Raw genomic sequence first — 13,054 nt, 5'->3', positions numbered from 1 at the left:
AATTACTCCTGTAACACCCAAATTGTTTCCAATGTCATATCATCAGCCCCATTCGGTACATAACCTAGAGCCTTACGATTCTCTATATATTGTAACACAGACTCACTAATCACTTCACCTACTGCTACACAAGGAATCCCTGGAGGATAATAAGCAATTGTCTCTCCTGCTATACGATGAAGTGCGTCTTGTAACCGTACTTGCTCCCGATTGGCATACATAGCATTACGAGGCGTTACTCTTACAATAGGCTCAGGCAATAAAGCTGAATCTTTGCTAAGGTTTTGCAAATTCTCATCCTTCGTATCATTTGATTCATGAGATGTACTTAACACCGTATCGCTGATAGACCGTACAGCTTGAATAAGAGCCGTTATTGACTCTTTTGTATCGCCAATGGTAATGAGTACTAGTACATGATGAGCTTGTACTAACTCCACCTCAATACGATGTTCTCGTAACATCCGTTCAAATGCAACACCTGTAAGACCTAGTTCTTTAGCATCGATGAGTACCTTGGTACAGTCATAGTTTACCACTCGATCTTCTATGTCTCTGTATTCCATAGTAGTAATACCGGAAATCTTATGTAATTCACTACGTAAATATAAGCTCAATTCCACGGTTCGACTAACGAGGTCTTCACCTACTGTAGCCAATTGATGGCGCGCCATATCTAAGGATGCCAAAAAGATATAATTTGGGCTCGTACTTTGTAACATTTGATGCATTTGTGTAATGCGGCGTTTATTAATTCTTTCACCTTGCCCTAATAACCAAGATGTTTGTGTTAATGAGCCTACCGATTTATGCGTACTCTGTGCCACTAAGTCTGCACCTGCTGCAATGGCCTCGATAGGTAAATTTTTTGAAAATGGTAAATGAGGACCGTGCGCTTCATCAACAAGAACAATCATGCCTCGTTTATGTGCTTCTTTTACGATATTTACAATATCGACACCTACACCATAATAGTTTGGATACACTAAGAGAATCGCCTTTGCTTCTGGATTTGCATCCATGGTTTTAACAGCATCGTTCAACGATACACCTAAGGGAATGCCCCAACGCTCATCGAATTGGCAATCCATATAGACCGGTTTAGCACCAGATAACACAAGGCCACTAATAACGGAACGATGTGCTTCTCGAGGAATGATAATCGTTTCATCAGGACCTACAGTGCCCATAATCATCGCTTCAATCAAAGCAGTAGTACCATTAATGGAGAACCAACAATAATCAGCTCCATATAACTGGGCTGTTAAGTCTTGAGCCTCTTTTAATTCACCTTCAGGTTCATGTAAATCATCTAAGGCATACATAACACCTAGGTCATATGGTAATGCCGGTCCCATCCAGTCTTTTAGTAGTTGAGGTGCTTCTACACCAATCTTATGGCCTGGTGTATGAAAAGGCACAAAATGTTGTTTTTTATATGATTCTAAGGCCTCTACAAAAGGCATTCTTTCTTGATTACTCATATTTACCTCGTAAAAAAGGCATGAATCTCAATGAGACTCATGCCCTTATGCATGTTATTTATCGTTGCGGACGACGCTTAGGATTGAATTGATTCATCCCTTTATCGATGCCCACCTCTAAAGTACCTAAGACTGCTTTCACAGTATCCTTGATACCTTTTTGTACCTTCTCTTGTGATTCTTCACTAAATGGTGCTAACACGTGGTCAATGACAGTCCATTGTGGTAATGGACGACCAATACCTACGCGAAAACGGGGAAAATTTTCTGTTCCTATATGGGAAATTAAAGATTTAATCCCATTATGCCCACCAGAACTACCATTTGGTCGAATACGTAATTTGCCTACCGGTAAATCCATATCATCATAAATACAATACACATCAGATGGATCAATCTTGTAGTATCGCATTAGTGGGCCTACAGATTCGCCACTTGCATTCATAAATGTTTGAGGCTTTACAAGCAATACCTTTTCACCAGCTACATTAATACTGCACACCTCTGCCTTTTGTTCCTCTCTCCAAGGAGTATGAGAAACGCTATCCGCAATGGCATCGATGACCATAAATCCAATATTATGTTTTGTCGCTTCATATTGCTTGCCTGGGTTACCAAGGCCTACTACTAACTTCAAGAATCACCTATTATTTATCAAATAAATTACTTACTGAAACTTCATGAAAGATACGCATAATTGCTTCACCCAATAATGGAGCTACAGATAGTTGCGTTACATTGTCTAATTTGCAATTTTCTGGTAATGGCATTGTGTTTGTTACGATAAGCTCTTTAATGTTGGAGTTTGCAATGCGTTCACTTGCTGGATCTGTTAATACAGCATGGGTAACAGCAGCCATAACAGATTTAGCACCAAATTCTTCTAATGCTTTAGCACCTTCTACAAGAGAACCTGCTGTATCTACAATATCATCAACGATGATACAGTTTTTGCCTTTTACATCACCGATGAGGTTCATAACTTTAGCTACGCCTGGTTCAGGGCGTTTTTTCTCGATGATTGCAATTGGCGCACCAATGCGGTCAGCCAAATCACGAGCTCTTGTAACACCGCCAAGATCTGGAGATACTACAATAACATCTTCAAGATTTTTTTCATTAATATATTTAGCTAAAATGGATGCACCATATAAATGATCTACTGGCACATCGAAGAAGCCTTGAATTTGACCTGCATGCAAGTCAATTGTTACAAGACGTGTAATACCAGAAGTTTGCATCAAGTTTGCTACTAATTTTGCTGTGATAGGTTCACGGCCACGAGTTTTGCGGTCTTGGCGAGCATAACCGTAGTAAGGAACTACAGCCGTAATATGACGAGCAGAAGCACGTTTTAACGCATCAGCCATAACCATTAATTCCATTAAATTATCGTTTACAGGATAGCTAGTTGGTTGAATGATAAATACATCTTTGCCACGTACGCTTTCATCAATCATAATTTGTACTTCGCCATTATTAAAGCGACCTACAAATGCTTCACCTAAAGGCAAACCTAAATAATCACAAATTTCCTTTGCCAATGCAGGATTCGCATTACCTGTGAAAATTTTAAGTTTTTTGCCGTCTTCAAATGCCATTTTGTTACCCTTTCATTTGTTCCTATATTGGTTACTTATCCATAATCATCCATTACAGATACACACTATTGCCTTTTTATTGTATACTATTTTGCCCAAATTGTGTTAAAAAATTATAATATTTTTTTATTTCTTTTTGAAAGTATCGTCAGTTACCCAATTTTCTTTCACAATTTGCTTGCTACGGCCCACTGCTAACGCCTTATCTGGTACATTTTTAGTAATGGTAGAGCCTGCACCTACATAGCTATAATTACCTACTGTTACAGGAGCTACTAAGTTACTATTACAGCCTACAAAAGCACCATCGCCAATGGTCGTACGATGTTTAACTTTACCATCGTAGTTTACAGTAATCGTACCACAACCAATATTAACACCAGATCCTACATCACTATCGCCGATATAAGATAGATGTGGGAACTTAGTTCCTTCTCCAACATTAGAATTTTTCACCTCTACGAAGTTACCTACATGAACCTTGTTGCCTAGTACAGTATTTGGACGTAAATGAACATATGGACCAACATCTACACCATCTTTTACTTCACAGTCATGACCATAAGTGAAGTGGATAATCGTATCATTACCAACTTTCACATTTGTTAAACGAGTATGTGGACCAATTTCACAGCGCTCACCAATTACAGTATCACCTTCGAGGATTGTACCAGGGTGCAAGATTGTATCGGCCCCTACTGTTACCTCTGGAGCTACATAAGTATTGGCAGGATCAATAATAGTAACACCAGCTGTCATTAATTCAACATTTTTACGATGCTTCAAAATAGATTCAGCTTCCGCTAATTGCAAGCGAGAATTTACGCCTAGAGACTCTTCAAAGTCCTTTGTCATATACGCGCTTACCTTGTCGCCACCATTTACAAGAATACCAACTACATCAGTGATATACAATTCACCTTGTGCATTATCATCAGATAATTGATCTAAGCAAGGCCATAATTTTTTACTATCAAAAGCATACATGCCTGTATTAACTTCTTGAACAGCTAATTCCTCCGGTTTACCATCTTTTTGCTCTACAATGCGAACTACAGAACCTTCTTCATTGCGGATAATACGGCCATAACCTGTTGGATCTGGCATATGAGCAGTTAAAATTGTCGCTGCTGCACCTGAATTTTTATGTTCTTCTAATAGTGCTTCTAAACTTTCTTTTGTAACAAGTGGTGTATCGCCACAAAGTAATAAGATAGTTCCGTCATAATCGCCAAGCACTGGTTGAGCCATTTTTACAGCATGACCTGTACCATTTTGCTCTTCTTGACGAACAAATTCAGCACGGTCCCCCAAGTAATTTTGTACCGCATCACCGCCAAAGCCTACGATAACCACATCGCGATTTGTACCGATTGACTGAACCGTTTCAAGAACGCGCTCTACCATCGCCTTACCGCCAACCTTGTGCAATACCTTTGGCAATTTAGACTTCATGCGCGTGCCCTTACCAGCAGCTAAAATAAGGCTTGCAATATTCATAGTAATCTCCTATCTGTTATCTCTCATATATCTGACTTTTTAATAGTACTTACATCATATTAGCCCATTGTCCAATATGCGATATAAAGTCATTATATCTAACTATAATGTATCTAATATTAATTATTTATTCTTCATCAAATACTGGTTCTATGTTGATTTTCTTTGTATTTTCATCAATACCATAGAACGTAAATAGTGATTCATAATCATCGATTAATTTTGGATTTGGCTCTGCCGTTGCTACAAGAACACCGGTCCCCACAACGACACCACTCATTTCTAAAACAAGTTCTTTAAGACCTTTTGCAGTGCCACCTGCTTTCATAAAATCATCGATAATTAAGACCCTAGCATTCGGTGGAATAGCACGTTTAGTAAGCGTCATAGTTTGAATACGACCAGAGGAGCCAGTTACATAGTTAATACTAATAGCAGACCCTTCTGTTACTTTACTATCACGACGAGCAATAACGAGGGGTTTATTAAACGCTCTAGCCACCATAACAGCTAAAGGAATCCCCTTCGTTTCAACCGTCAAAATATAATCTGGATTGCGGTCCATAAAGCGAGTCATTATGATTTCCCCAAGACGTGTCATTACATGCCAGTCATACAAGATATCAGACATATAAATAAACCCACCAGGGATAATACGATCTGGTTCCATTAAACGAGCTTGCACATCTCGTAGAATATCATTTGCTTGAGTACCCTTCCGATGAGGAATAAAACGTACCCCGCCTGCCACACCAGCCACTGTTTCTAATGTGCCCAGTTGAAAGTGTTCCATAGACTGTCTAACACAGGTTAAATCTTCACTAACTGTAGATTTAGCCATGCCAAAGAAATCACAGAAATAATTTAAAGGAATCAATTTTTGCGGTGAATCAACTAACAATTTTGTCATTGCCACCATGCGTTCCACGCGCCGTACTTTATCCATAGAATTTCCTTTACCATTCATCATATAACTATTGATTACACTCATGTAACAAATGTCATGAGTTATTTCAAATATATCTATGTTTATTATACCATAATTTCCGAATATTCGAGGTTATAGAAACACTATAATTCGGCAAAATAAAAACTCTCTAGTCCTCATGTAATACTGTAAGTTTAGACCTTATAGTCTATTACACTATTATATGTACTAGAGAGTTTTTATTATAAAACGTAAACCTTCACAGTTTGACGACCAAACTGCAATGCTTCAGAACGTGAATCATAGGCTAAATCAATTCTATGACCTTTAATAGCACCACCAACATCGTCGGCTACAGCATAACCATATCCTTCAATGTATAATCTCGTACCTAATGGAATTAATTTTGGATCTACAGATACAATTCCCTTCTTCAAGCGACTACCTGTAGCCGTATAATTTCCATTTCCAGGATCTTGAGCAGAATAAGCACTAGCCTGCATAGTTAATACTCGAGAGTATTTATTCGGCACACCATCATGACTTAATGCTGTACCATGACCACCATATCGAGTCTCCAACTTTTCTAAAGCATTCATTGTTGCAGGACCAACTCGCCCATCGACAGCGAGTCCCTTTGACTTTTGAAATTTTCGTACGGCCTGTTCTGTGTTATGACCATAAATGCCATCTACAGAATCATGCAAAAACCCTTGATGCTTTAACATGGTTTGCACCTTACTTACATGGTGCCCCCGTTGTCCCCGATCAATCGTTTTTGCCAATGATACGGAAGATACCATTGTAGTCATACAAACAAGCGTACATGCGATAATTATTTTCTTAACCATATACACCTCACCTTACATCAGTAGTATACTATACAGTTTTAAATAATCTATAAACCATATTGAGATAGCAATACAAAAAATGCATATATAATGCACGTTTTTAACTATATCTCAAATCTAGTACTACATATATATCATAGAAATATAGTATAGCAATGAAAAATCTCCATTAAAGTCTGCCTAATCAAGTAAAGTTTTTATGTTTTGATTTTATAGACAGTCAATAATGGAGACTTTTATAATAACTATTTAATTTTAGCAGTTATGATATACACCTATATGGCATTCCTTACGCTTAGCACCAATAATGCGTAAGTAAATATAGCCAATAACGGCAGAAATGATGGAACCTATTAATACGCCACCCTTAGCCATCTCTTGAGCATGACCTGGATCAAAAGCTAAAACAGAAACAAATATACTCATAGTAAAACCAATACCACATACAATGGAGGTACCATAAATAAATTTCCAGTTAGCTTCTGCTGGCATAGGTACAATACCTAACTTGATCATCCCAAACATAGCACCAAAGATACCGATTTGTTTACCTAAAATAAGGCCTAGTGCAACACCTAAAACAACAGGATGTGTTAAATCTGCTACACCGAATCCAGCAAGACTTACACCGGCATTAAAGAAAGCAAAAATAGGAACAATCACAAAGCTTACCCAGTTAGATAAATAATGTTCCCAATGTTGCATTGGTCTAACATATTTACGACCAATCTTACCGCGTTCTGGAATTGTCATCGCCAAGATTACACCGGCCATAGTAGCATGTAATCCAGAGCGAAGTATACAATACCATAGAATCAAACCAAGAATGATATAGGATAAAGATCTAACATAACCAGACCGATTACAGTAAATCAATAAACCCGTTACAACAACGGCACCAAATAAATAGAAAAGATTCAGATTTGATGCATAGAATATAGCAATAACGATAATAGCAATCAAATCATCAATAACAGCTAAGGCGGTCAAAAAGACCTTCATAGAGTTAGGAACTCTAGATCCCAATGCAGTTATAACACCTATAGCAAAAGCAATGTCTGTCGCTGTTGGAATAGCCCAACCATGAACATACACTTCACTAGAGCCTGCAATAAGATAATAAATAATAGCAGGTACTAACACACCAAATAATGCAGCAATACCTGGCATAATACGCTTTGCATTCGTATTAAGCTCGCCACTTACCAATTCACGCTTTACTTCTAACCCAACAAAGAGGAAGAAAATCGCCATTAATGCATCATTTACCCACTCCATAGTTGTTAGTGGACCTAGTTTCAAATTAACAAGTGACATATACTGTGTCGCCAATGGAGAGTTTGCTACGATTAATGCAATAAGTGTAGCTCCTAGTAGAACAGCAGTCGCCGAACCAGGAGAACGTAAAAATACAAATATCCGTTCCATATGATTCCTTCCTAATATAATACGTTCATTATTTATGCTTAAAAGTTCTTATTTTATATGCCAAAATTAAAACTATAGCACCTAATAAACCAGAAATAATAGAACCTATAAAGATACCAATTTTAGCCATTTCTTGATTGACACCAGGTGGAAATGCCAATGTAGCTACAAATAAGCTCATAGTAAAACCAATACCACAAACGATGGCAGTACCATAAACCTCTGGCCATGTTGTATTAGTAGGCATCTTGATAATCTTAGATTTAACTAAAACGAAAACTGCAGAGAAAATACCAAACTGTTTACCTAAAATAAGGCCTAATGAAACGCCTAGTACAACAGGATGGAATAAATGATCTACAGAAACATCAGCAAAGGATACCCCTGCATTTAAGAAACTAAATAAAGGAATAATTAAAAAATTAACCCAATGCTTCAGTTTATCTGCCCATTTATGCATAGGATATACTGTTTCACCATCAAGTTTACCTGTTGCAGGAATTGTCATAGCTAAGACAACCCCAGCAATAGTTGCATGAACGCCAGACTTTAATACAAAATACCAAAGAACTGCACCCAATACACCATATAATACAGGTCTCACATACCCCTGTTTATTAGTATACCACAATGCGCCTGTTACGATAGCGGCACCAATCAAATACGGGAAATCTACGCCGGCACCGTAGAAGATAGCTATAACGATAATAGCAATTAAATCATCAATAACAGCTAAGGCAGAAAGAAAAGCTTTCATAGCTTGAGATACACGTTTACCAAGCATCATAATAACACCTATGGCAAATGCAATATCTGTAGCTGTTGGAATCCCCCATCCATGGGTATACTCAGGGACAGAACCAGCAATTAAGAAATATACTAAAGCAGGTGTAACAACACCTGCAAAAGCAGCTAAGAGTGGTAATACTCTTTTTGAATTTGTATTCAATTCGCCAGAAATCATTTCTGATTTAATCTCTAGCCCTACATATAGGAAAAAGAGTGCCATTAACCCATCATTAACCCATTCCAGTATATCCATAGGTCCCCAATACACATGCATTAAGGCGAAATACTGTTCTGCTAGAGGAGAATTTGCTGTAATAACACCAAGAATAGCGGCAAGTAAGAGCATAATACCGCCAGATGATTCAGACTGAATAAATGCTTTTATATAATTCATAGTAACTACCACTTTCTCAATTATAAATATAAATACAGAATTTTATACATAAAAACTATTTATTTAAATTTATTATATCATTTCACTTCGAAAATAATCAATAAACTAATGATGAACCATGCGGATTAAGTCTAGAGTAATCAAACATTTGCGACATACTTATACTTATGGAGCAAGCTAATAAAATACTGATTAATAATTATTCCCTCTGATCAGAGAAATTAAGAATCCAATAAGTGGAATGCTTAAACAAATGGCAGCTATACTATTTGTGATTGGATTAGACCAAAGAGGCACAATAAAACCTAGGAGAACTAAAATACTATAAAGGATAGGTTTACGCCAAACATGTTGTATCTCAACGGGTGCTCTAGATTCCATAGCACGAGATTTAACAAATTTCTTTATAATAGTCATCATAATGCCTGTTATAATACCTATAATAAGAACTATATCCCAGATGGCCCATAATATTTTAAGCACCATTGTATTATGATTATGAATATGGAGATTAATCATTGTAGTCATACCAGTAAAATACCATGGTATTGTTTTTGTAGAATACATATCCTTAGCAGAATCAGCATGTAAATTAGCATAGACAGGCTGTCCCAAAAACATAGCAGGATCATCATCATTTTCAGCACCTAAATAAAATGCATAGTGATGGTCATTAAATTTGGATGGATAATCAATAGATATAAGCTGACGATCTGGATAAGCTTTCATAATGCGAGAAATAGCTTCGGATGGTTGTAAAATTTCGGATTGATCCGATGAAAGCTCTTGCTTTGCAGTATGTAGTACATCTGCATTATAGCTGTCATTGGCAATAAAAAATCCACCTATCCATACACCTGTAATACATAAGATAAATCCCCATACAGTAGCAACCATTGCAAACTCTCGATGCAATGAACTTAATTTCATATGATTTGACAATACTGCAGATTTTGCAAAACTTTTACGAAATGGACCATATAAGAAAATACCAGAAATAATCGATAAAGCACATAAAAAAGATAAAATTGTTACAATATAAATCCCAGTTTTTCCGAGATCTAATCGCGTATGTAGTTGATGAAGAGTATGTAATATACTGCGCACCCAAGGATGAGCAGATGTTTCATGATGCGTAGTAATGAGAGCTTTCGTATTAGGATTATATAATGCATAGTCACCACCCATTCCCATACGTGCTGGAGGAGCTATGGTAGCAGCTGAATCAATAATACGATAACGTAAAATATGTCCAGCCCCCATAGCAGGAGAAATATTTAAAATATCCTTAGATGGATAGGTTTGCTTAACTAATGAAGCTCCTTCATCAGCATAATTAAAAATTGACATTTCTTGTTGACTCATAGCCATAGATGATGAAGTATTGTGTGTTCCTCCTTGAGCCCATGCATTTAACTCAGTCCTAAACATAAGGATAAGCCCAGTAATACAAAACATTAAGAAAAACACTACAGATATTATAGATAACCATTTATGGATTTTATAAATCTTTGACATACATATGCCTCCTTTTCTATTACTTTATACCTCTATTGTTATAACAATACAATACAACTACCACTATAGGTATATTCATGACGACTAACTTTACTTGAATGTATAGATACATATATGATACAATATGTACATCCTGCGGGCGTAGTTCATCGGTAGAATGCGAGCTTCCCAAGCTTGAGAGGAGGGTTCGATTCCCTTCGCCCGCTCCATGCATAAAAAACCATGATGTGATATACATCATGGCCTTTTTTATATATAATGATATAATAAATATAAATTTGAATGTATTATATAATTCTTATAAGGAGCCAAATATGAAATTAAGCGCAAGAAACCAATTAAAAGGTACTATCGTAGAAATTCAAGAAGGTGCCGTAAATGCAATTGTGAAAATTAATGTAGGTAACGATAATATCATTACTGCTGACATTACAGTTCAATCTGTTAAAGAATTGGGCTTAACAGTAGGCAAAGAAGTATATGCTGTTATCAAGGCTACTAACGTAATGGTTGGTGTAGAATAATAAACCTAGAGCTGCTTAGGCGGCTCTTTTTTGTATATAAATAAAATCCCTAATAAGTTGTTATAAATAAGCCCTATGATTTTGTTGATATGTACCCCCTTTACTGGACAACCAGTAAAGGGGGTATTTTCATGAGATATAGTTATGAATTTAAAAGAAAAGCAATTGAATTATTCTATCAAGGTGAATGGCCCAAGACACCTAACGGTGTGAGGACAGATACATTTCATAGACTAATAAGAGACTGGGTTAAATTAGAACAGCTTCATGGCTCGGCCATTAATAAAAGTCGAGGGGCTAATAAGTATTGGTCTCCAGAAGAGAAATATAGTTTGGTATGCCAAGTCCTCTCTGGACAAGGATTGAGAACAGTAGCTATTGTAGCTGGTATTAATTCTGGGCAGCTGTATCAATGGGTTCATAAATACAAAACTTTGGGATACAATGGTCTTATCAATAAATCTAAAGGACGACCACCAAAGGATTGCAAAATGAAAGTAACTAAGACTATCTCACCTCGAAAACTCAAAGAGAGTGAATATGAGGAACTCATTCGCTTACGAGCTGAAATTGCTTATATTAAAGCTGAAAATGAAGTCATAAAAAAAGAGATTGCCTTGAGAGAAGAAAAGGAAGCTGCGCGTCTCAAGGCGAAAAAGCAGCGATTATTAAAACGCTCCGAAAGCAAGGATATCAATTAAAGCATCTTTTGAAAGCTATGCCAATGTCCAAATCTACTTATTATTTTGAACTTACTAAAGTAGATCTTGTAGATAAAAGAAATACAAAGCTAAAAGATGAAATTCAAAAGATTTTTACAGAACATAAAGGTCGGTATGGTGTGCGGCGTGTATACCAAGAGCTTCTTAATCGAGGTTTTGTAGTCAATCATAAACGAGTGCAAAGGCTTATGCATAATATGGGACTCGCAGGAAAGCGGCCGAAGGAAAAGTATCACTCTTACAAAGGGAAAGTCGGTAAAGTAGCAGAAAATATTGTCAATAGAGATTTTAGTACAACTGCACCATTACAAAAATGGACTACTGATGTGTCTCAATTTAATTTCTCGTGGGGCAAATGCTATTTATCGCCTATTTTAGATATGAATACGAATGAGATTGTTGCGTATGACTTAGCATTAAGGCCTAACTTAGAACAGATTTCTCGTATATTAGAGAAAGCCTTTAAGAAGTTTACTAATCTTTCGGGATTAATCTTCCACTCTGATCAAGGATGGCAATACCAACATAACTATTTTAGGCAAGCACTTAAAGAACATGGCATTATTCAGTCTATGTCTAGAAAAGGAAATTGTTATGATAACTCTGTGATAGAAACCTTTTTTGGTAGATTGAAAACAGAAATATATTATGGTTTTGAAACAGAATATTCATCATTTAATGCTTTTGCAGTAGCAATAGAAGAATACATTAACTATTACAACAACAAAAGGATCCAGAAAAAAACAAAAGGGATGCCTCCTGTAAAATACAGGGAAGCATCCATGTGTTTAGGCTAGTAAATAATATGTGTCCAGGAAAATGGGTACATATCATGTGATCATGGGGCTTGTTTTAATTACATAATTTAGAGTAACTCAACTGCTTTACGGTGCGATACCATTGGTGCTACGCACCGCGGTATCGGTTAGAGGTAGTTTATATCTACCACTAGTCGCGGCTTCCTATCACACTCGCCCATGGCAGTAGTTAAGACTATGCTCTAAAATAAAGAATATACCTTAAGGGCTTCGTCGAACCTGATGCAATGGACGTATGCGTCGCTGCGCTCCTTTACGCCCTATTGCCCTAGGCTTCCCAGGCCTCCTATAGGATAAAACACATAGATAATACTTGTACAACCTTGGCTGGAAACGGCTCTAGAAGAAATTGGAATGTGCTCGTTAGAGCACAAAAATAGAGGGCCAACCCTTTAGGGTTGACCCTCTATTTTATGCTTCAATCAGCGGCTTCCTATCCTCCCAGGCCGTCTCCAGCCAAGTACTTTCGGCGTTTATGAGCTTAACTACTGTGTTCG

At 37.0% G+C, this 13,054-nt stretch carries 12 protein-coding genes and 1 tRNA gene; 4 read left to right on the top strand and 9 right to left on the bottom strand.

Features of this window, described 5'->3' with window-relative positions:
* Positions 1–2: 2 nt before the first annotated feature.
* The 9 genes from ACSV5T_RS06145 to ACSV5T_RS06105 form a co-directional block, all read right to left on the bottom strand.
* Positions 3–1,484, bottom strand: a complete 1,482-nt coding sequence (locus ACSV5T_RS06145) for an aminotransferase class I/II-fold pyridoxal phosphate-dependent enzyme (RefSeq protein WP_438320522.1) — start codon at positions 1,482–1,484, stop codon at positions 3–5.
* A 58-nt stretch (positions 1,485–1,542) separates the two neighbouring features.
* The gene (gene pth / locus ACSV5T_RS06140) at positions 1,543–2,121 is read right to left on the bottom strand and encodes an aminoacyl-tRNA hydrolase (RefSeq protein WP_295220212.1); all 579 of its coding nucleotides are present in this window, start codon (positions 2,119–2,121) and stop codon (positions 1,543–1,545) included.
* A gap of 10 nt (positions 2,122–2,131) precedes the next feature.
* Positions 2,132–3,085 carry a ribose-phosphate diphosphokinase gene (locus ACSV5T_RS06135; protein WP_005387130.1) on the bottom strand — a complete coding sequence of 318 codons (954 nt, stop codon included), beginning with the start codon at positions 3,083–3,085 and terminating at the stop codon, positions 2,132–2,134.
* A gap of 126 nt (positions 3,086–3,211) precedes the next feature.
* Positions 3,212–4,585, bottom strand: a complete 1,374-nt coding sequence (gene glmU, locus ACSV5T_RS06130; protein ID WP_370815800.1) for a bifunctional UDP-N-acetylglucosamine diphosphorylase/glucosamine-1-phosphate N-acetyltransferase GlmU — start codon at positions 4,583–4,585, stop codon at positions 3,212–3,214.
* Positions 4,586–4,712: 127 nt separating this feature from the next.
* On the bottom strand, positions 4,713–5,531 hold the full coding sequence (gene purR, locus ACSV5T_RS06125) for a pur operon repressor (protein WP_370815799.1): 819 nt from the start codon (positions 5,529–5,531) through the stop codon (positions 4,713–4,715).
* Positions 5,532–5,755: 224 nt separating this feature from the next.
* Positions 5,756–6,364 carry a peptidoglycan-binding protein gene (locus tag ACSV5T_RS06120; protein ID WP_438320521.1) on the bottom strand — a complete coding sequence of 203 codons (609 nt, stop codon included), beginning with the start codon at positions 6,362–6,364 and terminating at the stop codon, positions 5,756–5,758.
* Positions 6,365–6,619: 255 nt separating this feature from the next.
* Complete coding sequence (nhaA, locus tag ACSV5T_RS06115) at positions 6,620–7,792, bottom strand: Na+/H+ antiporter NhaA (protein WP_005387137.1); 1,173 nt, start codon at positions 7,790–7,792, stop codon at positions 6,620–6,622.
* Positions 7,793–7,820: 28 nt separating this feature from the next.
* A complete protein-coding gene (gene nhaA, locus ACSV5T_RS06110) occupies positions 7,821–8,975 on the bottom strand; it encodes a Na+/H+ antiporter NhaA (RefSeq protein WP_005387138.1) in 1,155 nt (384 codons plus the stop codon).
* Between the two features lie 192 nt (positions 8,976–9,167).
* Positions 9,168–10,493: a PepSY-associated TM helix domain-containing protein gene (locus ACSV5T_RS06105; RefSeq protein WP_295826097.1), complete on the bottom strand. Its 1,326-nt coding sequence runs from the start codon at positions 10,491–10,493 to the stop codon at positions 9,168–9,170.
* Between the two features lie 135 nt (positions 10,494–10,628).
* Between ACSV5T_RS06105 and ACSV5T_RS06100 the strand changes: the two genes are divergently transcribed.
* The 4 genes from ACSV5T_RS06100 to ACSV5T_RS06085 all read left to right on the top strand — a co-directional run bounded on the left by ACSV5T_RS06100 (position 10,629) and on the right by ACSV5T_RS06085 (position 12,536).
* A tRNA-Gly gene (locus ACSV5T_RS06100) sits at positions 10,629–10,702 on the top strand.
* A gap of 105 nt (positions 10,703–10,807) precedes the next feature.
* Positions 10,808–11,017, top strand: coding sequence for a TOBE domain-containing protein (locus ACSV5T_RS06095; protein ID WP_295826099.1), 210 nt, complete (start codon positions 10,808–10,810; stop codon positions 11,015–11,017).
* Positions 11,018–11,148: 131 nt separating this feature from the next.
* Positions 11,149–11,718: a transposase gene (locus tag ACSV5T_RS06090; RefSeq protein ID WP_370815795.1), complete on the top strand. Its 570-nt coding sequence runs from the start codon at positions 11,149–11,151 to the stop codon at positions 11,716–11,718.
* Positions 11,682–12,536: an IS3 family transposase gene (locus ACSV5T_RS06085; protein ID WP_370816198.1), complete on the top strand. Its 855-nt coding sequence runs from the start codon at positions 11,682–11,684 to the stop codon at positions 12,534–12,536. The genes ACSV5T_RS06090 and ACSV5T_RS06085 overlap by 37 nt, the downstream gene beginning before the upstream one ends.
* The last annotated feature ends 518 nt before the right edge of the window (positions 12,537–13,054 follow it).

The organism is Veillonella sp. ZSJB6, assembly GCF_051549505.1.
In the GTDB taxonomy this organism is placed as follows: Bacteria; Bacillota; Negativicutes; order Veillonellales; family Veillonellaceae; genus Veillonella.
This window is presented reverse-complemented; position numbering and strand designations above follow the sequence as displayed.